Origin of the sequence: Pseudomonas jessenii, assembly GCF_002236115.1 — a bacterium.
Lineage (GTDB): Bacteria > Pseudomonadota > Gammaproteobacteria > Pseudomonadales > Pseudomonadaceae > Aquipseudomonas > Aquipseudomonas jessenii.
Window position 1 is genome coordinate 559,768 of the sequence record NZ_NIWT01000003.1, and the last position, 22,245, is coordinate 582,012.

The 22,245-nt window shown below is 61.4% G+C and carries 20 protein-coding genes; 10 read left to right on the forward strand and 10 right to left on the reverse strand.

Going from position 1 to position 22,245, the window contains the following annotated elements; all coding sequences use genetic code 11:
- Window positions 1-437: 437 nt before the first annotated feature.
- The 6 genes from PSJE_RS11755 (at window position 438) to PSJE_RS11780 (ending at window position 8,396) form a co-directional block, all read left to right on the forward strand.
- Window positions 438-1,961 carry a fumarate hydratase gene (locus PSJE_RS11755; protein ID WP_090457475.1) on the forward strand — a complete coding sequence of 508 codons (1,524 nt, stop codon included), beginning with the start codon at window positions 438-440 and terminating at the stop codon, window positions 1,959-1,961.
- 228 nt (window positions 1,962-2,189) lie between these two features.
- Window positions 2,190-3,956 carry a sensor histidine kinase gene (locus tag PSJE_RS11760; protein WP_090457477.1) on the forward strand — a complete coding sequence of 589 codons (1,767 nt, stop codon included), beginning with the start codon at window positions 2,190-2,192 and terminating at the stop codon, window positions 3,954-3,956.
- Window positions 3,950-5,284, forward strand: coding sequence for a sigma-54-dependent transcriptional regulator (locus tag PSJE_RS11765; protein WP_057713486.1), 1,335 nt, complete (start codon window positions 3,950-3,952; stop codon window positions 5,282-5,284). The genes PSJE_RS11760 and PSJE_RS11765 overlap by 7 nt, the downstream gene beginning before the upstream one ends.
- Window positions 5,285-5,582: 298 nt before the next feature.
- Window positions 5,583-6,902: an MFS transporter gene (locus tag PSJE_RS11770; protein ID WP_090457479.1), complete on the forward strand. Its 1,320-nt coding sequence runs from the start codon at window positions 5,583-5,585 to the stop codon at window positions 6,900-6,902.
- Window positions 6,903-7,338: 436 nt separating this feature from the next.
- Window positions 7,339-7,572, forward strand: a complete 234-nt coding sequence (locus PSJE_RS11775) for a hypothetical protein (RefSeq protein ID WP_090457481.1) — start codon at window positions 7,339-7,341, stop codon at window positions 7,570-7,572.
- Between the two features lie 194 nt (window positions 7,573-7,766).
- A complete protein-coding gene (locus PSJE_RS11780) occupies window positions 7,767-8,396 on the forward strand; it encodes a flavin reductase family protein (RefSeq protein ID WP_090457482.1) in 630 nt (209 codons plus the stop codon).
- Here the strand turns inward: PSJE_RS11780 and PSJE_RS11785 are convergent, their stop codons facing one another.
- Both PSJE_RS11785 and PSJE_RS11790 read right to left on the reverse strand, forming a co-directional pair.
- The gene (locus PSJE_RS11785) at window positions 8,397-8,627 is read right to left on the reverse strand and encodes a hypothetical protein (RefSeq protein ID WP_057713482.1); all 231 of its coding nucleotides are present in this window, start codon (window positions 8,625-8,627) and stop codon (window positions 8,397-8,399) included.
- Window positions 8,628-8,668: 41 nt separating this feature from the next.
- A complete protein-coding gene (locus PSJE_RS11790) occupies window positions 8,669-9,022 on the reverse strand; it encodes a putative quinol monooxygenase (protein WP_090457483.1) in 354 nt (117 codons plus the stop codon).
- Window positions 9,023-9,361: 339 nt separating this feature from the next.
- Here PSJE_RS11790 and PSJE_RS11795 point away from each other — a divergent pair, with 339 nt between their 5' ends.
- Window positions 9,362-10,291: an AraC family transcriptional regulator gene (locus PSJE_RS11795; RefSeq protein WP_090457485.1), complete on the forward strand. Its 930-nt coding sequence runs from the start codon at window positions 9,362-9,364 to the stop codon at window positions 10,289-10,291.
- A 129-nt stretch (window positions 10,292-10,420) separates the two neighbouring features.
- On the opposite strand, the gene PSJE_RS11800 is transcribed toward PSJE_RS11795, so the two are convergent.
- From PSJE_RS11800 to PSJE_RS11825, 6 genes are all read right to left on the reverse strand, one after another.
- A complete protein-coding gene (locus PSJE_RS11800) occupies window positions 10,421-11,476 on the reverse strand; it encodes an ABC transporter ATP-binding protein (protein ID WP_057713479.1) in 1,056 nt (351 codons plus the stop codon).
- An 18-nt stretch (window positions 11,477-11,494) separates the two neighbouring features.
- On the reverse strand, window positions 11,495-12,343 hold the full coding sequence (locus PSJE_RS11805; RefSeq protein WP_007978496.1) for an ABC transporter permease: 849 nt from the start codon (window positions 12,341-12,343) through the stop codon (window positions 11,495-11,497).
- A complete protein-coding gene (locus tag PSJE_RS11810) occupies window positions 12,340-13,248 on the reverse strand; it encodes an ABC transporter permease (RefSeq protein WP_057713477.1) in 909 nt (302 codons plus the stop codon). The genes PSJE_RS11805 and PSJE_RS11810 overlap by 4 nt, the downstream gene beginning before the upstream one ends.
- A 195-nt stretch (window positions 13,249-13,443) precedes the next feature.
- Window positions 13,444-14,547, reverse strand: a complete 1,104-nt coding sequence (locus PSJE_RS11815; RefSeq protein ID WP_057713476.1) for an extracellular solute-binding protein — start codon at window positions 14,545-14,547, stop codon at window positions 13,444-13,446.
- Between the two features lie 304 nt (window positions 14,548-14,851).
- Window positions 14,852-16,300 (reverse strand): aldehyde dehydrogenase family protein, encoded by a 1,449-nt coding sequence (locus PSJE_RS11820; protein ID WP_057713475.1) that lies wholly within the window; start codon window positions 16,298-16,300, stop codon window positions 14,852-14,854.
- On the reverse strand, window positions 16,297-17,934 hold the full coding sequence (locus PSJE_RS11825; RefSeq protein WP_057713474.1) for a 5-guanidino-2-oxopentanoate decarboxylase: 1,638 nt from the start codon (window positions 17,932-17,934) through the stop codon (window positions 16,297-16,299). Before PSJE_RS11825 ends, PSJE_RS11820 begins: the two co-directional genes overlap by 4 nt.
- A 159-nt stretch (window positions 17,935-18,093) precedes the next feature.
- Between PSJE_RS11825 and PSJE_RS11830 the strand changes: the two genes are divergently transcribed.
- Window positions 18,094-18,975: a LysR substrate-binding domain-containing protein gene (locus tag PSJE_RS11830; RefSeq protein WP_090457487.1), complete on the forward strand. Its 882-nt coding sequence runs from the start codon at window positions 18,094-18,096 to the stop codon at window positions 18,973-18,975.
- A gap of 140 nt (window positions 18,976-19,115) precedes the next feature.
- Here PSJE_RS11830 and PSJE_RS11840 read toward each other — a convergent pair whose 3' ends face one another.
- Both PSJE_RS11840 and PSJE_RS11845 read right to left on the reverse strand, forming a co-directional pair.
- Window positions 19,116-19,730: an NAD(P)-dependent oxidoreductase gene (locus PSJE_RS11840; RefSeq protein WP_090457490.1), complete on the reverse strand. Its 615-nt coding sequence runs from the start codon at window positions 19,728-19,730 to the stop codon at window positions 19,116-19,118.
- Window positions 19,731-19,858: 128 nt separating this feature from the next.
- Complete coding sequence (locus PSJE_RS11845; protein ID WP_090457492.1) at window positions 19,859-20,734, reverse strand: MBL fold metallo-hydrolase; 876 nt, start codon at window positions 20,732-20,734, stop codon at window positions 19,859-19,861.
- A gap of 223 nt (window positions 20,735-20,957) precedes the next feature.
- Here PSJE_RS11845 and PSJE_RS11850 point away from each other — a divergent pair, with 223 nt between their 5' ends.
- Both PSJE_RS11850 and PSJE_RS31295 read left to right on the forward strand, forming a co-directional pair.
- Complete coding sequence (locus PSJE_RS11850) at window positions 20,958-21,863, forward strand: LysR family transcriptional regulator (RefSeq protein ID WP_208601468.1); 906 nt, start codon at window positions 20,958-20,960, stop codon at window positions 21,861-21,863.
- Window positions 21,864-22,065: 202 nt separating this feature from the next.
- Window positions 22,066-22,242 carry a hypothetical protein gene (locus tag PSJE_RS31295; protein ID WP_007978514.1) on the forward strand — a complete coding sequence of 59 codons (177 nt, stop codon included), beginning with the start codon at window positions 22,066-22,068 and terminating at the stop codon, window positions 22,240-22,242.
- Window positions 22,243-22,245: the final 3 nt, after the last annotated feature.

The window sequence follows — 22,245 nt, forward strand, 5'->3', positions numbered from 1 at the left end:
CCGAATGTCACTTTAGTGGCGTGGCCGATAAATGACCATTCAATTTTCGGGATCGACGGTCCGGGCCTTGCGCGACCCTGTGGCGAGGGGGCTTGTCGGACCGCCGCATCGCCCCGTTGGACTGCGGAGCAGTCCCGGTAACAGACAGGTCGTTGTGTCAGGCGGATTGTTTTCACCGGTTATGCGGCTGCTTCGCAACCGAACGGGGGCAAGCCCCCTCGCCACAAAAGCCACGCACTCCTCTTGCAGCTGCTTCTATGCGACCAACGATTGACTGTCGGCGCGTGTGCCGGCCTTTGATGCGCGGTATACTGCCGCGCCTTTTTAGCGTCGCGCCAGCTTGCCCGGCGTGCCTTGAAAGGTGCTTGCAACCGACCGATGCACCCAAGCTGCAAGCACCTTATTGAATGTTCCCGTCTTTTAGAGGAGCGCGACTCATGACCGTGATCAAGCAAGACGACCTGATTCAGAGCGTTGCCGACGCCCTGCAGTTCATTTCCTACTACCACCCCGTGGATTTCATCCAGGCGATGCACGAGGCCTACCTGCGCGAAGAATCGCCAGCGGCCCGCGACTCGATGGCACAGATCCTGATCAACTCGCGCATGTGCGCCACCGGCCACCGCCCGATCTGCCAGGACACCGGTATCGTCACCGTGTTCGTGCGTGTCGGCATGGACGTGCGCTGGGATGGCGCCACCATGGGCCTGGACGACATGATCAACGAAGGCGTACGTCGCGCCTACAACCTGCCGGAAAACGTCCTGCGTGCTTCGATCCTCGCCGACCCGGCGGGCGCTCGCAAGAACACCAAGGACAACACCCCGGCGGTCATCCACTACTCCATCGTTCCGGGTAACACCGTGGAAGTGGACGTGGCAGCCAAGGGCGGCGGCTCCGAGAACAAGTCGAAGATGGCCATGCTCAACCCGTCCGACTCGATCGTCGACTGGGTGCTCAAGACAGTTCCGGAAATGGGCGCCGGCTGGTGCCCACCGGGCATGCTCGGCATCGGCATCGGCGGCACCGCCGAGAAAGCTGCCGTCATGGCCAAGGAAGTGTTGATGGAATCCATCGACATTCACGAGCTGAAGGCCCGTGGCCCACAGAACCGCATTGAAGAAATGCGCCTGGAGCTGTTCGAGAAGGTCAACCAACTGGGCATCGGCGCCCAGGGCCTGGGTGGCCTGACCACCGTGCTCGACGTGAAGATCATGGACTACCCGACTCACGCCGCTTCGCTGCCGGTGTGCATGATCCCGAACTGCGCCGCCACCCGTCACGCACACTTCGTGCTCGACGGTTCCGGCCCTGCTTCGCTGGAAGCGCCACCGCTGGACGCCTACCCGGAAATCGTCTGGGAAGCCGGCCCGTCGGCCCGTCGCGTCAACCTCGACACCCTGACCCCGGAAGAAGTGCAGAGCTGGAAGCCGGGCGAAACCGTTCTGCTCAACGGCAAGATGCTCACCGGCCGCGACGCTGCGCACAAGCGCATGGTCGAGATGCTGAACAAGGGAGAAACCCTGCCGGTGGACCTCAAGGGTCGCTTCATCTACTACGTCGGCCCGGTCGATCCGGTCGGTGACGAAGTGGTTGGCCCGGCCGGTCCTACCACCGCCACGCGGATGGACAAGTTCACCCGTCAGATCCTCGACCAAACCGGCCTGCTGGGCATGATCGGCAAATCCGAGCGCGGCCCGACCGCAATCGACGCGATCAAGGACCACAAGGCTGTCTACCTGATGGCAGTCGGCGGCGCGGCTTACCTTGTAGCGCAAGCGATCAAGAAGTCCCGCGTGGTGGCTTTCGCCGAACTGGGCATGGAAGCGATCTACGAGTTCGACGTGAAAGACATGCCTGTGACTGTTGCCGTCGACAGCAAAGGTGAGTCGGTACACATCACCGGTCCTGCCATCTGGCAGAAAAAGATCAGTGAAAGCCTGGCGGTAGAAGTGCAGTAAGCGCTTGGACTGCTCCAGAAAAGGCGACAGGGTTATCCCTGTCGCCTTTTTTATTGCCAAGCCATACCCCTGCAGGAGCGAGCCCGCTCGCGAAGGACACCTGGACGACACAGGCTGTCTGGTGCCCCGCGTTATCGTTGACTTCCATCGCGAGCAGGCTCGCTCCTACAAGGGCCAAGTCGCTCATGTTATCGTGCGACCCCTCCGTATTCCTTGTGTAAGCCCTGCATGTTTGAGTCATCTCGATCCCTGCGCCTGGCGCTCTATACCGTATTGATCATTGCCGGTGCTGCCATCGCGGCCACCCTGGCCATGCGCCACACCGTGCGCCAGTCAATGGTCGAAGACGCGGCTCGCGCCAATCAGCAACTGGCTCTGTATGCCACGTCCCTGCATACCCTGATCGAACGTTACCGCGCCCTGCCCGCGGTGCTGGCGCTGGACCCGGAGCTGCGCTCGGCGCTCAAGGGCAAGGTCAGTTCCGAACAGCAGGACGCATTGAACCGCAAACTGGAAAAAATCAACGGTGCCGCCCAATCATCGACCCTGGAACTGCTCGATCACACCGGCCTCGCCGTAGCGGCGAGCAACTGGCGTTTGCCCAGCAGTTATGTCGGCCACAACTACGGTTTCCGTCCCTATTTCAACCAGACCCGCACCCAGGGCACCGGGCGCTTTTACGCCGTGGGGGTGACCAGCGGAATTCCCGGCTACTTCCTCTCCAGCGCGGTCAGCGATGACGATGGCCAGTTCCTCGGCGCCATGGTGGTGAAACTGGAGTTCCCCGAACTGGAACGCGAGTGGCGCCAGGGCAGCGACACACTGCTGGTCAGCGACGCACGTGGAATAATCTTCATCGCCAACCAGCCGGGCTGGCGCTATCGCCTGCTCAAGCCGCTGAGCGACAGCGATCACGCCGAACTCAAGACCACCCGCCAGTACGACAAGCAGCCGCTGACGCCGCTTGAGTTTCAATCGTTGCGGCGCTTCGACGACAACAGCGACCTGGCTCGGGTCGATGGCCCGGACGGCAAGGCGGATTACCTGTGGGAATCCCTGCCGCTGAATACCGAGGGCTGGACCCTGCACCTGCTGCGGCGCCCACAAGTCGCCTTCGAAGACAGCCGCAATGCTGCCCTCGCCGCGGCCGGGCTATGGCTGACCCTGGTGTTCCTGCTGCTGTTTCTCAACCAGCGCTGGCGCCTGGCCAAACTGCGTCAGCGCAGTCGCGAAGAACTCGAACAGCTTGTAGAAGAGCGTACCCGCGACCTGCGCACCGCCCAGGAAGGCCTGGTGCAGTCGGCCAAACTCGCGGCGCTGGGGCAGATGTCCGCCGCCCTGGCCCATGAGATCAACCAGCCGCTCACCGCCCAGCGCATGCAGCTGGCGACCTTGCGCCTGCTGCTCGACAACGGCCGCGTCGACGACGCCTACAAGGCGCTCAAGCCGGTGGATGAAATGCTCACCCGCATGGCGGCCCTCACCGGCCACCTGAAAACCTTCGCCCGCAAGAGCCCCAGCGGTTTGCGCGAACGCCTGGACCTGGCGGCGGTGGTGGATCAGTCGCTGCAACTGCTCGACACCCGGCTGCGCGACGAACAGGTCAGCACCGTGCTGCATCTGACCCGCCCGGCCTGGGTGCGTGGCGATGCGATTCGCCTGGAACAGGTGCTGATCAATCTGCTGCGCAATGCCCTCGATGCGATGCAGGATAAACCCTGCAAACGCCTGGAAATCCGCCTCGAAGCCGACGAACAACTATGGCGCCTGAGTGTGATCGACAACGGCGGCGGTATCGCCGAAGAGAACCTGTCCAAGGTCTTCGATCCGTTCTTCACCACCAAACCGGTGGGCGATGGCCTGGGGATCGGTTTGGCCGTATCGTTTGCCATCGTTCACGAATCCGGCGGGCGCTTGAGTGCCGACAATCATGACAAAGGTGCCGTGTTCACCGTGACCTTGCCCATCGACCTGGAGGTGCATGAACCATGCTGAACTCAGTGATCGTGGTCGACGACGAAAGCAGCATCCGCAGTGCCGTCGAGCAATGGTTGAGCCTGTCGGGTTTCGAGGTGCAGTTGTTCAGTCGCGCCGATGAATGCCTGGCGCAATTGCCCAGGCATTTTGCCGGGGTGATTCTCAGCGATGTGCGCATGCCCGGCATGACCGGCCTCGAACTGCTGGCCGAGGTGCAGCGCCGGGATGCCGATTTGCCGGTGATCCTGCTGACCGGTCACGGCGATGTACCGATGGCCGTCGAAGCCATGCGCGACGGCGCCTACGACTTCCTCGAAAAACCCTTCAGCCCGGAAACCCTGCTCGGCAGCCTGCGCCGCGCCCTCGACAAACGCCGGCTGGTGCTGGAAAACCGCGCGCTGCACGAACAGGCGGACAACCGCGCCAAACTGGATGCCACGCTGCTCGGCGTGTCCCGGGGTCTGCAGACCCTGCGTCGGCAAGTTTTGGACCTGGCAGCACTGCCGGTCAACGTGCTGATTCGCGGCGAAACCGGTAGCGGCAAGGAACTGGTCGCGCGTTGCCTGCACGACTTCGGGCCGCGGGCCGACAAGCCCTTTGTCGCACTCAACTGCGCGGCCATCCCCGAGCAATTGTTCGAGGCCGAGCTGTTCGGTCACGAAAGCGGCGCGTTCACCGGGGCGTCCGGCAAGCGCATCGGCAAGCTCGAATACGCCGACGGCGGCACACTGTTTCTCGATGAAATCGAAAGCATGCCGTTGGCCCAGCAAGTGAAACTGCTGCGGGTGTTGCAGGAGCAAAAGCTTGAACGGCTGGGCTCGAACCAGAGTATCCGCGTGGATTTGCGCATCATTGCCGCGACCAAGCCGGACCTGCTCGACGAAGCGCGGGCCGGACGCTTTCGCGAAGACCTGGCCTATCGCTTGAACGTCGCTGAGCTACGCCTGCCGCCCTTGCGCGAACGCCGTGAAGACATACCCCTGCTGTTTGAATCCTTTGCCCAAAACGCCGCCGAACGCCTGGGACGCAAATTTCCACCGTTGAGCGGCGCCCAGTTGAGTCATCTGCTGAGCCACGACTGGCCAGGCAACGTGCGCGAATTGGCGAATGTCGCCGAGCGTCAGGTATTGGGGCTTGGTGAGCCGGAGCCCTTGGGCATCGAGCCCGGCCAGTCACTGGCGGCTCAGCAGGAGGCGTTCGAAGCGCAATGCCTGCGTGCGGCATTGACCCGGCACAAGGGCGATGTGAAAGCGGTGCTCGAAGAACTGCAACTGCCGCGCCGGACCTTCAATGAAAAGATGCAGCGGCATGGGTTGAGCCGGGAGATGTTTTTGCCCGAGGCCTGATTTTTGTGGTGTCTGCCCTGGCCCCATCGCGAGCAAGCTCGCTCCCACAGTGGATCTGTGTACGCCAAACATTGTGGGAGCGAGCTTGCTCGCGATGGGGCCTGTACAGGCAAAGCAACCAACCAAACCGTAAGCAATTTTCCGCCCATCAGCTGCCACGAATAAGCGGATTTCCGCTCACTGAAACACTCTACCCCCTCTAAACCGGCCCTCTCCCCGTTGGCACAGCTCCTGCTATAGCCCTGGCAGGCTGCGTTTCATCGCGCTCCACAAAAACAATTAAATGAAGGATCCTTCAATGGATAACTCCAACTCCCTGCCGCTTGGGTCGGCTGCCGCGCCGGTCAAAGAAAGAACCACTTCCAGCCGCATCAAGTCGATCTTCAGCGGCTCCGTTGGCAACATGGTCGAGTGGTACGACTGGTACGTCTACGCCGCCTTCTCCCTGTACTTCGCCAAGACCTTCTTCCCCAAAGGCGACACCACCGCCCAACTGCTCAACACCGCCGCGATCTTCGCCGTGGGCTTCCTGATGCGTCCGATCGGTGGCTGGCTGATGGGTCTGTATGCCGACAAGGTCGGGCGCAAAAAGGCCCTGATGGCCTCGGTGTACCTGATGTGCTTCGGCTCGCTGCTGATCGCCCTGAGCCCGAGTTATGAAGTCATCGGCATCGGCGCGCCGATCCTGCTGGTGTTCGCGCGCTTGCTGCAAGGCCTGTCGGTGGGTGGCGAATACGGCACCTCCGCCACTTACCTCAGCGAGATGGCGACCAAGGAGCGTCGCGGCTTCTACTCCAGCTTCCAGTACGTGACCCTGATCTCCGGCCAGCTCATCGCTTTGGCGGTGCTGATTGTCCTGCAGAACTTCCTGACCACCGAGGAGCTCTACGCCTGGGGCTGGCGCATCCCGTTCGCCATCGGCGCGCTGTGTGCCGTGGTTGCGCTGTACCTGCGTCGTGGCATGGAAGAAACCGAGTCTTTCACCAAGAAAGAAAAAGCCAAGGAAAGCGCGATGCGCACCTTGATGCGTCACCCCAAGGAACTGATGACCGTGGTCGGCCTGACCATGGGCGGTACGCTGGCGTTCTACACCTACACCACCTACATGCAGAAATACCTGGTGAATACCGTCGGTATGAGCATTTCCGACTCCACCACCATTTCCGCTGCCACGTTGTTCCTGTTCATGTGCCTGCAACCGATCATCGGTGGGCTGTCGGATAAAATCGGTCGTCGGCCGATCCTGATTGCCTTCGGCATCCTGGGCACGCTGTTCACCGTACCGATCCTGACCACCCTGCACACCATTACGACCTGGTGGGGCGCGTTCTTCCTGATCATGGCGGCGCTGATCATCGTCAGCGGCTACACCTCGATCAACGCAGTGGTGAAAGCCGAACTGTTCCCGACCGAAATCCGCGCCCTGGGCGTGGGCCTGCCGTACGCACTGACCGTATCGATCTTCGGCGGCACCGCCGAATACATCGCGCTGTGGTTCAAGAGCATCGGCATGGAGACGGGTTACTACTGGTATGTCACCGCGTGTATTGCCGTGTCGTTGCTGGTGTACATCACCATGAAAGACACCCGCAAGCATTCGCGGATCGTCACTGACTGACAGACGTCAGGCAGTTACCACAAGGGTGACTGCCAAGGCCCCTTCGCAAGCAGGCTCGCTCCCACAGGTTGACCGCGTACCCTGGGAGGAATGCGGTCCAATGTGGGAGCGAGCCTGCTCGCGATAGGCGCAACTCGGTCTATCAGGGCAACTGCGCACCCTCGCGCTTGCCGAACCTGTTCTCCACAGGCTTCATGAAAAATCCGTCACCCAGGTAAAAGAGCCGATTAATCACGCGTTAATGCTCGCCGCCCAACCTTTAACGGCCTGATCGATTCATTGCGATGCGCTCACTCAGTCCTTGAAAGCGAAAAAGCCTGACGGCCTTAACATCCAATTAATCGATAAGTAGCAGGATCTAATTGCGAAAATTAATCGATATATCTGGCGCCTTGGCTTTTTTCCACTAAACGCCAACGAGACGGGAGTCACTACCATGAAGACCAAACTGATCCTTGCCCTGGCCCTTTCCGTACTGGCCGCCAACACGTTCGCCGCCGATGGCTACGACAAAACCGGCTCGGCCTCTTACGGCTCCGGCGCCAGCGCCGCCATCGAACGCAGCCACTCGGGCACCTATGCTTCTGACGGTTTCGATAAAACCGGTAGCGCGGACGCTATCGCTGCCGACGGTTTCGACAAAACCGGTAGCGCTGAAGCTATCGGCTGATCCGGCTTCAAAACCTGTAGGAGCGAGCTTGCTCGCGATGGACTCAAGCCCGCCGCGTTCAGCCAGGGAACACGCGTAATCGTTAACGACCATCGCGAGCAAGCTCGCTCCTAAAGGGGGTGAGGTCGGGCTGGAAATCTGCGGCGCGTGCTTGCACCATGAGCGCCTCCAGCCCGCTCCGGAAATTCTCTCCAATGCCTGACGACATCCACTTCTACGAACCCGCCAACGGCCACGGCCTGCCCCACGATCCGTTCAACGCTATCGTCGGCCCGCGCCCCATTGGCTGGATCTCTTCACAGGATGCCGAGGGCCACCTGAACCTGGCGCCCTACAGTTTCTTCAACGCCTTCAACTACATTCCGCCGATCATTGGGTTTTCCAGCGTCGGGCGCAAAGACAGCCTGAACAACATCGAACAGACCGGCGAATTCGCCTGGAACCTGGCCACGCGGCCGCTGGCCGAGCAGATGAACCAGAGCTGCGCCATGGTCGGGCCTGAGGTCAACGAATTCGAACTGGCCGGGCTGACGACCGCTGCCTCGAAGGTCATTCAGGTGCCACGGGTGGCAGAGAGCCCGGTGTCCTTCGAGTGCAAGGTCACGCAGATCATTCAGTTGCAACGGGCGGACGGCAACGTGGTGCCGAGCTGGCTGATCCTCGGCGAAGTGGTCGCCGTACATATCGCCAAATGGCTGTTGAAGGACGGGGTATACGACACCGCCGCGGCAGAACCGATTCTGCGCGGCGGCGGGCCGGCGGATTACTTCCAGCTGGGGCCTGAGGCGTTGTTCAAGATGTACCGCCCAGGGGCGGTGAAGTGATCACCAGAGCAGGTCGGTGTCTTCTTTGACGTCCTTGAGGTGGGTCAGCTCTTTGGCCGCTGCCAGGTCGGCGTCATGGGCGGTCTTGAAGATCTGCCCTTCCAGCACCTTGTGAAAACGCGGGGCGCCGGAACCACCCAGCGCTTTGACGGCGATAGCGGCGTGGTAACCACCCTCGCCCGGTACTACAGCGGAAACAGCTTCAAAGTGTTCAAAGGCTTTACGTGCCATGTCGCGAATCCTGGCTGGTTGAGAATGCCGTCATTAAACCCTCAACCGGCCAGTTTGTGTACCGCCACTGCTGACTGCCCCAGGGCCTGCGCCGCCGAGACATCCTTGAAGGTGTGGAAATCCAGACGGTTGACCACCAGCTCCTGCACCAGCTCGGCAAAAATCTCCATCGCCGGCGTGCTGAAGTACGCGGTCATGGCCTGTTGATTGGCCCAGAAACCGGACACCAGCCACAGCTCCGGATCGCATTGCGAATGCTGCAAGGCAAAGCTCAGGCAGCCTGGCGCTGCGCGGGACGGTTCGATCAGGGCGCTGAGGCGCACACCGAGTTCCTCCGAGCGCCCGGCGCGCGCTCGAACGAAGGCCATATGACTGACGGGGATCTGCGTGGACATGTTCAACCCTCCCGGGGAGTCGCGTGGCAGCCGGGGGACGGGCTGCGACAGGATCAAAGGTTAAGGGCCGCGACGCCTGTCTCGTTAATCGATTCCTGCCGGCGCGTTGCACAATCCTGCGAAACTTCATCGCCAGCCTGTAACAAGCTGTAAAACCCTGTCACGGTTCTGCCATACGAGTTTCAAGCAAGTTCTTGCGGCACAAGGCTCTATTGGCTACACCGCCGGTCGCCCCCAGGCAGAATCAGGCAAGCATCCGGCAGGATGTGTCTACCGCTGTCGCTTGCACAAACTTATGCTCTGCACCACTCCCTTCATGCCTTGCCGAGGATGCCTCGCATGTCGTCGCTCGATCACTTTCAAGCCCCGCTGGACACCGACATGGAAAAGCAGCGCGCGGAACTGGCGGCCATCATCCGCCGCAACACCGCCGAAGATGGCAGTTATGCCACGGCCATCGGCTCGCTGTTCATGTCCCGCCACAGCCAGTCCCACGAGTTCGCCCCGGTGCTCGCGCAACCGGCGCTGTGCATCATGGCCCAGGGGCGCAAGGAAGTTCAGCTGGCCAACGAATACTTCAACTACGACCCGCTGAACTACCTGGTGGTCTCGGTCTCGATGCCGCTCAGTGGACGAGTGGTGGATGTCTCGCCTGAGGAACCGATCCTGGCCTTGCGCCTGGACATCGACCCGACGGAAATCACCGCACTGATCGCTGACGCCGGCCCCCTCGGCGTGCCCACCCGGCCGACCGGGCGCGGGCTCTATGTCGAAAAACTCGACACCGCGATGCTCGACGCCGTGCTGCGCCTGGCACGATTACTGGACACGCCAAAAGACATCGCCATGCTCGCGCCGCTGATTCGCCGGGAGATCCTCTATCGCCTGTTGCGCAGCAAACAGGGGCATCGGCTGTACGAAATCGCCATCGCCAACAGTCAGAGCCATCGCATCAGCCAGGCGATCAAATGGCTCAACGGCAATTTCGAACAGCCGTTGCGCATTGATGAATTGGCCAAGGAAGTGAACCTGAGCGTGTCGACGCTGCATCACCGCTTCAAGGCGATGACGGCGATGAGTCCGTTGCAGTATCAGAAGCAGTTGCGCCTGCAGGAAGCACGGCGGCTGATGCTCGCCGAAGGGCTGGAGGCTTCGGCGGCGGGCTATCGGGTCGGGTATGAAAGTCCGTCGCAGTTCAGCCGAGAGTACAGCCGGTTGTTCGGGGCGCCACCGTTGCGGGATCTGGCGCGGTTGCGGTTGTCAGTCTGATCCAGAATTTGTGTTGGTTGTGCCGACCCCATCGCGAGCAAGCTCGCTCCCACAGGGTCCGGTGTACACCGATAGTGTGGGAGCGAGCTTGCTCGCGATGAGGCCAGTGAGGCCAACATCAAATCCGGATCAGGCGCCCAGTACCCGGCATGCCTCCACCGGCAAGGTCACCGACACCGGATGACCAACGCTCAGGCCAAAGCCCTGACATGGCGTGCTCAGCGCGGTAAACGACACCCCGGAACACTCCACCGTGGTCTCGATGGTCGCGCCGATATCGCGCACGAACGTCACCTTGCCCAGCAAACGGTTGCCCGCGGTCGCCTGGGGTGCGGACAGTTGCAGGTCTTCCGGGCGAATCAGCATCTTCACCTTTTCACCGACCACGATGCTGCTGCAGATCGGTACTTGCAGCGCATCGCCGCCCGGCAAACTGACCTTGCCGTTACCCAGCACCGTGGCCGGGAAGATGTTGCCCGAGCCGATGAAGTCCGCGACGAACTCGTTGGCCGGGTGACGATAGATCTCGATCGGCGTGCCCACCTGCTGCACCTTGTGCTCACCCAATACGACCACGATATCGGCCATGGTCATGGCCTCGCGCTGGTCGTGGGTCACCATGATGGTGGTGATGTTCAGGCGTTGTTGCAGTTGGCGGATTTCCACCTGCATCGACTCGCGCAGCTTGGCATCCAGCGCCGACAGAGGCTCGTCGAGCAGGAGGATTTTCGGGTGATTGGCAATCGCCCGGGCAATCGCCACGCGCTGGCGTTGGCCGCCGGACAGCTTGGCCACCGGACGATTGATCATCGCTTGCAGCTGGATCAGTTCCAGCAATTCCACCACCCGCGCCTGCTGGTCAGCCTTGCTGACGCCACGCAGTTTCAGCGGATAGGCGATGTTCTCCCCCACCGTCATGTGCGGGAACAGCGCCAGCGACTGGAACACCATGCCGAAATTACGCAGATGCGCCGGGGTGTGGCCGATGTCTTCACCGTCCAGGCGAATCTCGCCACCGCTCAGGGTTTCCAGCCCGGCAATCATGCGCAGCAAGGTGGTTTTGCCACAGCCCGAAGGACCGAGGAAACACACCAGTTTGCCCTCGGGCAAATGCAGGTTTACATCCTTTACCGCGCAGGCCGAGCCGTAATGTTTCTCGACGTTTTCCAGAATCAGACCAGACATAAGAATCACCTCAAGAAATCAGAACGAAACGCCACCTTCACCAACCAGCTTCTCCAGCGCCCAGATGAGGACGAAGTCGATCAGCACGATCAGCACGGCAAACGAAAATACGGTTGGGTCGAGCGAAGACACAGTGCGGCTGTACATCCAGATCGGCACGGTCATGACGTCGATGGTGTAGAGGAAATAGGTCACGGTGAATTCGTTGAACGAGACGATGAACGCCAGCAGCATGCCCGCCAGGATCCCCGACTTCATCAACGGCACCACCACATCGACAATCGCCCGCAGCGGTGAAGCACCGAGCATTTGCGCGGCCTCTTCGACTTCGCTGCCGATGGAGAGCATCGCCGCCGTGCAGTTCTTCACCACGAATGGCAACGCGAGGATCACATGGGCAATCACCAGGCGCGAGGTGGTCATGTGGAATGGCAGGCTGTCGAACACCAGCAGCAACGCCAGGCCCAACACCACCATCGGAAACACCAGCGGCAACGACATTAGCTGCAGCGCCACGGCCTTGCCGCGGAACTCGCAACGGGTCAGCGCGTAGGCCGCCGGCACCGCGATGATCGTGGCGAAAATCATGGTCAGGCACGACACCAGCAAACTGGTGCTCATGGCCTGGCCGAGGCTCAGGACGTCACTGGCGTCCGGCGACACGAAGGTGTGCCAGGCGGCCTTGTACCATTGCAGGCTGTAGCTGCTCGGCGGGAAGTCGAGGTTCGACGCGCCGCTGAAGGACATGACGATCATGGTCAGGATCGGCAGTACCGCCAGCAGCAGGATGAAGCCGGAAAGGATGCCGGCAAACTTGCCGGTCTCGCCGGGCAACAGCCCATAACGCTTTTTGGTCAGGGTGCTCATTGGGAAGCCTCCAGCATGCGCCGACGACGGCCAGTGATGTATTCGGACAAGGTCATGATCGCGAGGGTGGTGACGATCAGCACCACGCCGGCAGCAGACGCGGCGGGCCAGTTCATCAGCGGGGCGATCTGGTCATGCACCATCACCGCCAGCATGGGCACGCGCCGACCTCCGAGCAGCAAGGGCACCACGAAACTGCTGGCGTTGTAGGCGAACACCAGGGTCGCACCGGTAATGATCCCCGGCAGACTCATCGGCAATACCACCTGGCGGAACACCTGGAAGCGACTGGCGCCCAGGGTGGCGGCAGCTTCTTCGTAGCTGCGGGCGACACCGCGCATGGCGCTGGCAATCGGCAACACGGCCAGCGGGAAGGCGGTTTGCACCAGGCCCATCAACACGCCGTTCTGGTTGTACAACAGCATGATCGGGCGCTTGATCAGGCCCAGGCCCATCAGTGCCTGGTTGAGCATGCCGCCAGGGCCGAGGATCACCAGCCAGCCGTAGCTTTGCAGCAGCAGGTTGACCAGCAATGGCAGCAACACCGCCGCCAGGAAGATCCGTCGCACGAACGGCGAGGTCAGGCGCGACATGGTGTAGGCCACCGGGATCGCCAGAATCACTGCGATCACCGCGCTGATCAGCGCCAGGCGCAGGGTCAGCATCAGCGACTTGAGGTAATAGGGTTCCAGCAACTGGGCGTAACTGGCCAGGCTGAACCCGGACCATTCCGCGCCTTTGGTGCCCACGCTCATGCGCAGTACCAGCAGGCTCGCGGCAATCAAAACGCCGAGAAACAGCATCGACGGCGTGAGGAAAAGCCAGGCGCGCGCGGTCGGCGAAACACCCCGAGCGGCGCGCACGGGGGCGGCACTCAGCGGATGAGTCAGAGGTTGGTGTTCCATAGCAAAGGGTCTCGTCAATGGACAGCAGCTGACAAACACAAGCCTCAAGGTCACTTTGCCCCCTTGTGGGAGCGAGCTTGCTCGCGATGACTGCTTGTCAGTCGCCAATGATGTCGACTGACACTCCGATATCGCGAGCAAGCTCGCTCCCACAGGGGATCTTCAGTGTTTGAAGATCCTGTGTACGTCACTCGATCAGGAAGAAAAGATTTCCGTGTAACGACGAATCCATTGGTCATGCACGCTGGCCAGGAAGGCGTTGTCGTGCATGATCGCCTTCTCGGCAATCTGCTCCGGCGTGAGGATGTACGGGCTCTTGCGTGCTTCGGCAGAAATGATCGCCTTGGCGTTAACCGGGCCGTTGTAGATGTCTTCAGCCATCTTGCCCTGCACCAGCGGGTCCAGAGAGTGGTTGATGAAGGCGTAGGCCATGTCGGTATCGCCCGGACGGTTCTTCGGCATCACCGACAGCATCAGGTCGGTGTAGAAACCTTCCTTCATGCCGAACGTGGCGCCCAGGCCGTAGTTCGGATCGCGGATCTGTTTCGGGAAGAAGGCTGGTGCGTACAGGCCGCCCATGTCCAGGGAACCGGTGCGGAACAGTTCGGCGATCTGGTTCGGGTTTTCACCCAGGGTCACCACACGATCCTTCAGCTCGGCGAGCTTCTTGAAGCCAGGCTCGATGTTGTGTTCGTCACCACCGGCCAGTTTGGCGGCGATGATGATCAGGTCCATGGCCTCGGTCCAGTTCGGCGGCGGCAGGAAGATGTTCGGCGCCGCGTCGGCATCCCACAGGGAGGCGTAGCTGGTCGGGGCTTCTTTCTGGGTGCGGGTGCTGTAGACCAGGCTGTTGCACCACAGCAGGTAACCGATACCGTGGCCATTGGCGCCGGTGCGGTATTTCTCCGGTACATCGACGAGGTTGGGAATGCGGTTGAGGTCGGGTTTTTCCAGCAGGTTGGCGGCGGCCAGACCTTCGGCGCCAACGCCTGCCAGGGTGATGATGTCGTACTGCGGACGATCACCGCCGGCCTTGAGTTTGGCGACCATTTCCGAGGTACTGCCGGTGCGGTCAGCGATGACCTTGCAGCCGTACTTGTCTTCGAACGTCGCGGCGATGTTGCGCAGTGCGGCCAGGCCGGTGTCATCGGACCAGGTCAGCAGACGAAGGGTCTTGCCGGCAAAGCGTGTGTCGCTGGCATTGGCCTTGATGAACGGCATGCTCATGGCTGCCGCTGCAACCGAGGCTACGCCCACGGTCTTGATGAATTGACGTCTGTTCAGATCATGCTCGCCCATTACGGACTCCCTTTGTTTTTGTAGGTATAAGGCAGGTCGAAACTGTTGCATCCGCGCGACCGGACCAGCGTTAGCCCTCGTATTTTCGGGGGCTTGGCTGAGCCGGCAAGTTCATCCTGAGGTCGCGTAAAACACCTGACTATCGATAAAAACTCATTGAAGCCATGACGCCAGCGCATGCCTCCTTTTCCTTGTGGGAGCGAGCTTGCTCGCGATGGACGTCAACGATAATGCGGGGCATCAGACAGCCCGTGTCGTCCATGCGTCCATCGCGAGCAAGCTCGCTCCTACACAGTGCCAGGCGTCAGACGGCCCGGATCACGTGTTTGATTTCCTGGAAAGCCTGCAAGCCCCATGGCCCCAATTCGCGGCCGATGCTGCTCTGCTTGTAGCCGCCCCAGGCGGTCTGCGGGAAGATCACCTGCGGCGCGTTGATCCACACAAGCCCCGCCTGCAAAGCATTGGCAACGCGGTCGGCGGTCTGTGCATTGCGCGTCACCACACTGGCGACCAGGCCAAACTGACTGTCGTTGGCCAGGGCAATCGCTTCGGCCTCGGAGGCGAAACGGCGTACGCAGATCACCGGGCCGAAAATCTCTTCATTCCACAACGCACTGTCGAGGGGCACTTCGGTGAACACCGTCGGCTGCAAAAAATATCCGCGCGGCAGGTCGGCCGGGCGATTGCCACCGCAAACCAGCTTGGCACCGGCACTCAAACCGCGATCGATGTGACCGAGCACGCGCTGGTATTGCGCCTGATTGACCAGCGCGCCCATTTCCACGTTCGGGTCGAACGGGTCGGCCACGCGGATGGCTTCGGCACGGGCCTTCACTCGGTTCAGGAATTCATCGGCCAGTTCATCGGCGACCAGCACACGGCTGGTGGCGGAGCACATCTGCCCGGCGTTGAAGAAACCACCGCCACAGGCCACTTCCACCGCCAGTTCGGGATCGGCATCGGCCAGCACCAACAGCGAAGATTTACCGCCCAGTTCCAGGCTCACGCCTTTGACGGTTTCCGCCGCCCGTTGCATGACCTGCACGCCAACGGCATTGCTGCCGGTGAACGACACCTTGGCGATGCGCGGGTCTGCCGACAGCGGAGCGCCAACGGCCAGGCCGGTGCCGCACACAAGGTTAAAGACACCCGCCGGCACACCGGCTTCAGCGATGATCGCGGCCAGCTCCAGTTCCGGCAGCGGCGTCACTTCCGAAGGCTTGAGCACCACGCAGCAACCGGCGGCCAGGGCCGGGGCGAGTTTCCACGCGGTGGTGACCATCGGAAAATTCCACGGCACGATCAGGCCGACCACACCGCACGGCTCGCGGCGCAGGCGAGCGCTGAAGTCGTCGGTCGGCAGCTCTACCGCGCTGTCTTGTTTGGCATCCAGGCCTTCGGCCAGACCGGCGTAATACTCGAACGTGGCGATCACGTCATCGACGTCGATCGCGGCTTCGAACTGCGGCTTGCCGTTGTTGCTCGACTGCAAGTGCATCAGCTTTTCACGATTGGCCTGCACGCCCGTGGCGATTTTGCGCAGGATCGCACCGCGTTCGGCGCCCGAGGTTTTCGACCAGTCGGCGAACGCCTGGGTCGCCGCGCTCACGGCTTGATCAACCGCGCGTTCGTCGCCGCCATTGACGGTGGTCAACAGGGCTTCGGTCGCCGGGTTGATCACCCGCAGGTGTTCGTTGCCGGCCGACCATTGGCCGTTGATGTACAGGCCATCCAGAGTCGTCGGGAAGCTCATTTCGACACCGCCTGCATCCACTGGGTCTGGTCGATTTCAATCAGGGTCGGGCCCTGGCGATCGGTAGCCACCCGCAATGCGCCGCGCAATTGCTCGACACTGCTGACCGCTTCGGCGGCGCAACCCAATGCCTTGGCCACACCGATGAAGTCCGGGGTGTAGATATCCACGCCCACCGGCTCGATGGCGCGGTTGACCATGTATTTCTTGATCTCTTCGTAGCCCTGGTTATTCCACAGCAGCACGATGACCGGGGTGCGCGCTTCAACGGCACTGGCCAGTTCCGGCAAGGTGAACTGCAGGCCACCGTCGCCGATCAGGCACACCACCGGAGGACGCGCGCCACCTTCGATGCGGCCACCCAGCCAGGCGCCAATCGCCGCCGGCAAGGCGTAGCCGAGGGTGCCGTAACCGGTGGACGAGTTGAACCAGCGACGCGGACGCTCCGGGTTGAACGTCAGGTTGCCGGTGTACACCGGCTGGGTCGAATCGCCGACGAACACCGCGTCCGGCAGTTCCTGCAGCACGGTTTCGAGGAAGCGGGTCTGGGCCAGGGTCGGTGCGTCCCAGGTTGCGGCCAGGTCTTCACGCAGACGGGCGGCACGTACTTGTCCCCAATCGTTGCGACGCTCGGCCAGGGATTTGTGCGACAGGGCACTGAGCAAAGCCTGGGCGGCGTTGCGCGAGTCGGCCACCAGCGCCACGTGCGGCGGGTAGTTGCGCACGGTCTGGTCCGGGTCGATATCGACGCGCAGCAGCTTGCCAGGAATTTCGAAGCCACCGGCGAAGGTCACGTCGTAGTCGGTCTCGGCCAGTTCAGTGCCGATGGCCAGTACCACGTCGGCCTCGGCGACCAGCGCTCGGGTGGCGACCAGGCTCTGAGTCGAGCCGATCAGCAGCGGGTGGCCGGAGGCGAGCATGCCCTTGGCATTGATGGTCAGGGCGACCGGCGCGTCCAGCAGTTCAGCCAGCTCAGTCAGCTCGACGGCCGCGTCGATGGCGCCGCCACCGGCGAGAATCAGCGGACGCTTGGCGCCGGCCAGCAATTCGGCCATGCGCGACACGGCGCTCGGCGAAGCACCGGCGCGGTCGATATTGACCGGCAGGCTGGCGAGCAAGTCGTCGGCTTCTTCAACCAGAACATCCAGCGGAATTTCGATGTGCACCGGACGCGGACGGCCAGCCTGGAACAGTGCAAAGGCGCGAGCCAGCACACCCGGCAATTCCGACGCCGACATCAGGGTGTGGGAGAACGCCGCGACACCGGCACACAGTGCGCCCTGGTTCGGCAGTTCATGCAGCTTGCCGCGACCGCCGCCCAACTGGCTGCGCGATTGCACGCTGGAGATCACCAGCATCGGGATCGAATCGGCGTAGGCCTGGCCCATGGCGGTGGTGATGTTGGTCATGCCAGGGCCGGTGATGATGAAGCACACACCCGGTTTGCCGCTGGTGCGGGCGTAGCCGTCGGCCATGAAGCCGGCGCCCTGTTCATGGCGCGGCGTGACGTGGTTGATGCTCGAACGGGCCAGCCCGCGATACAGCTCCACGGTATGTACCCCTGGAATGCCGAACACCTGCTCGACCCCGTAGTTTTCGAGTAACTTGACCAATACTTCGCCGCACGTCGCCATGTCTTTGCCCTTTTTGTTCGTTTGAGACGCCGGGCGTGCGCTGTGTTTATGATGGATTCGCAGGCCCGGGAATGGCCTCATTGGAACGGGCGACAGGTAGCCGCAACAATGGATAAAAAGTCATACTAGCCATGTCCTCACGTCATACCTTGGATCCCAATGAAACGACTGCCTCCCCTGCCGGCGCTGCACACTTTTCTGATTACCGCGCAGTGCTGCAATTTCACCCGGGCCGCCGAACAGCTGTTTATCACCCAGGGCGCGGTGAGTCGGCAGATCGCCGGTCTGGAAGATTTTCTGGGTTATGAATTGTTCATCCGTCAGGCCCGAGGCCTGGACCTGACAGCCGAAGGACGGGAATGGCTGCCGCGGGTGCAGCAGATTTTCGGCCTGATCGACGAGGCCGTTGAACAGATCGGCGAGAAGCGTGAAACCCTGCAACTCAAGGCACCGACCTGCGTCATGCGCTGGTTGCTGCCGCGTCTGTTGCAATGGCAAAGGGAACGCCCGGACGTGCCGGTGGAACTGACCACCACGGTCAAGCACGGGGTGGATTTTCATCGCGAGCAATTCGATGCGGCGGTGATGTACGGCGCACCGCCGGATGATTCATTGATGTCGCAAAAACTCTTCGACGAACAACTCACGCCGGTGTGTTCCAGACCGATGCTCGAAGGCCCTATGCCCCTGCAAAATCCGGCCGATCTGCAACAACACCTGTTGCTGCACCCGACCCGCGATGAACGGGACTGGAAAGCCTGGTTGAAAGCCGCGGATGTGCATTTGACCAATGTCGGCAAGGGCCAGCACTTCGAAACACTGGACCTGGCGATGTCGATGGCGTCCCAGGGAACGGGTGTGGCGATTGGCGACTGGTCGCTGATCGGTGATGACCTGAACGCCGGGCGGCTGGTCATGCCATTCGATTTGAAGGTGACAACGGGACTGGCCTATTACCTGGTGTTCCCGGAAAAACCCGGGCCTTCGCCGAAGTTGCGTGAATTGATGGGGTGGTTGGTGGAGCAGGCGCAATCGCGGTAAAACCGCAAAATCCTGGTGCACCACCTTGTGGGAGCGAGCTTGCTCGCGATGGACCTGAGAACGCCGCGGGGTATCAGGTTCCCAGCGTTATCGTTGGCGATCATCGCGAGCGAGCTCGCTCCTACAGAAGGTCAGTGAACTCAATAACCGACGGTAAACCGCTGTCGCGAATGCTTCGGGGCTTCCACTTCATCAAGCATCGCGATCGCATAATCGGCGAACGTGATCCAGCTGCGCCCTTCGCTGCTCACCAGCAAATCGTCCTTGCCGATGCGGAACTTGCCCGTGCGCTCGCCCTCGACAAATTCGGCCGATGGCGACAGGAAGGTCCAGTCCAGATCCCGCTCTTCACGCAGGTTTGCGAGGAATTCGGCACCGGCGCTGGCCTCTGCCTTGTAAGCCTCAGGGAAACCTTCGCTATCGATCACTCGAGCGCCATCGGGCAATAGCAGCGAGCCCGCCCCGCCCACTACCAGCAAACGTTTAACCCCGGCTTTTTTCACCGGGCCAACGACTGCGCTGGCAGGCAGGGTCGCGAAATGTGCGGCGCTGATGACTACGTCATGGCCCGCAATTGCAGCTTGCAACGCAGCGGCATCAAGGGCATCGACGGCCTTGCTGACCACACCTTCACGCGCGTCTATTTTCGATGTGTCGCGGGCAATGGCGGTAACGCTGTGACCGCGACGCAGGGCTTCTTCCAGCACTTGGCTACCGGCACGACCGGTGGCACCGATGATTGCGATTTTGCTCATGACGTTCTCCAGTTGGCTTGAAAGTATCGGTATCAAATTGCGCTGACCTTTGTGGCGAGGGGGCTTGCCCCCTCGCCACAGGTAATCAATTTCATCTCAAAACTTGCTTCAGCTTCATGTGCTTCCGGTTACCACTTCATCTCGCCCTTGGCGACCTTGGCACTCAGCTCCAGGGAGCTTTCATCGCCCAGGGTCGGGAAGCGTTTTTTCATCGCGGCGATCAGCGCGGCAGCATCCTTGGCCTTGGCGGTTTCTTCGTCGAAGGCCTTGATGTAGGCGGCGGTGAACTGCACGGCCGTCAGTGAACGATCGCTCTCGCCAAGGTAATGACCAGGCACCACGGTCTGCGGTTTCAGGGTTTCAATGGCATGCAGCGTAGTCAGCCAATCGGCATGGGACTGCGGAGTTTGCGTGTCAGCCATCCAGACGTGGATGTTTTGCGCCACCACGACACCACCAACCACGGCCTTGATCGATGGAATCCACACAAAGCTGCGATCCGGCTGCGGGCCCTCAAGACCCACCACCTGCAACTTCTGCCCTTCGAGGATCAGGCTGTCACCCTTGAGCACGTCCGGCACGATGGTTTTTACAGGCACGTCGGCCCCCATTTTCGGGCCCCAGAATGCCAGTTTGCCGTCGACGGTGTGCTTGATGTGGTCGACGGTTGGCTGCGAGGCGAGGACCTTGGCCTTGGGGAATGCGGCCGTCAGGGTATCGAGGCCGAAGTAGTAGTCCGGGTCACCGTGGCTGATGTAGATGGTGGTCAACTGCTTGCCGCTGGCGCGGATTTTTTCCACTACCTGTTCGGCCTGGGATTTGCCGAATTGCGCATCCACCAGGATCGCTTCTTTCTCGCCACTGACCAGCACCGAGGTCACCGGGAAGATGGCTTTTTCGCCGGGGTTGTAGACATCCAGCGTCAGGGTCGAGGCGCTGGCGTGGGCGGCAAAACCGAAGGTGGTGGCCAGCAAAACTCGCTTAAGTGAGGTGAAACCGATCATCTGTTGCTCCGTGATCCCGATGCCATGTTTGGCGATGCCTTTTGTAGGAGCGAGCCTGCTCGCGATGGACTTGAAGGCGCCGCGTATAACCGGTATCCCGCGTTATCGTTAACGACCATCGCGAGCAAGCTCGCTCCTACACAGAGGAACAGAGCTTAGTTGCCTGACTCGGTACAAAAAATGCGATGCTTGAACATAGTTTGTTTCTGAAAGCGGGCAAATCATGGATCGTCTTCAAGCAATGCGTGTGTTCGTCACGGTGGTCGACCTCGGCAGCCAGTCGGCCGCCGCCGATCATCTGGAGCTGTCACGGCCGGTGGTGTCGCGGTATCTGGCGGAACTGGAAGACTGGGTCGGCGCGCGCCTGATGCATCGCACCACACGCAAGTTGAGCCTTACCGCCGCTGGCACCGAGATCCTGCCCCGCTGCCGGCAGATGCTCGATTTATCCACCGACATGCAAGCTGCCGTCAGCGAACCGGATGACGCACCCCGCGGCTTGCTGCGAATCAGCGTCAGCACCTCCTTCGGCCAGGCGCAATTGGCCGACGCCATGGCCGCCTATGTCCGACGCTACCCCGGCGTCAGCATCGACATGCAGATGCTCGACCGCACCGTGAACCTGGTGGATGAGCGCATCGACCTGGCGATCCGTACCAGCAACGACCTGGACCCGAACCTGATCGCCCGCCGCCTGACGGTTTGCCGCTCGGTGATCTGCGCGTCCCCCGCTTACTTGCGCGAGCACCCGGTGCCGCAACGGGTCGAGGACTTGAGCCTGCACAATTGCCTGACCCACTCCTACTTCGGCAAAAGCCTGTGGCATTTCGAACAGGACGGCGAGCAGGTTTCAGTACCGGTGCAAGGCAACATCAGCGCCAACGAGGCCAGCACACTGCTGCGCGCAACGATAGCCGGCGCCGGGGTGGCGATGCTGCCCACCTACCAGGCCGGCGTGCACATCCACAGCGGCGAGTTGATTCGCTTGCTGCCAACGGCCGAACCCCGGCAAATGAACGTGTATGCGGTGTATGCCTCGCGCAAGCACATGCCGGCGGCGTTGCGCAGCTTGCTGGATTTTCTGGTGGTGAGGTTTCCGCAAGAACCGGAATGGGACATCGGGTTGTAAATGGAAGCCCTGTGGGAGCGAGCTTGCTCGCGATGGCTACCGAACATTCACCCATGATGTCGACTGATCCACCGCTATCGCGAGCAAGCTCGCTCCCACAGGGGTGATCAGTGTTCTGAATACCGCGCTATTGCTGGTAACTCACCGGCGCTGACCTATGCTCAAAGTAATACCGAAAGGTATTCGTTCAGAGGTCAACGCCATGAACATCAGAACAAGAAGATACCTCGCGATTTTCATCACCTGTGCGGTCACGCTCGGGCTTTATGGCGCTGCGGCCTGGCGCGTCGAGCAACTGCGCAACCTGCCCCGTGAAGCCGCGAGCTGCAACTTCGAGCGCTGCATCCCCCACAACGCCACCCTCAACGCCCTCCGGTAACGA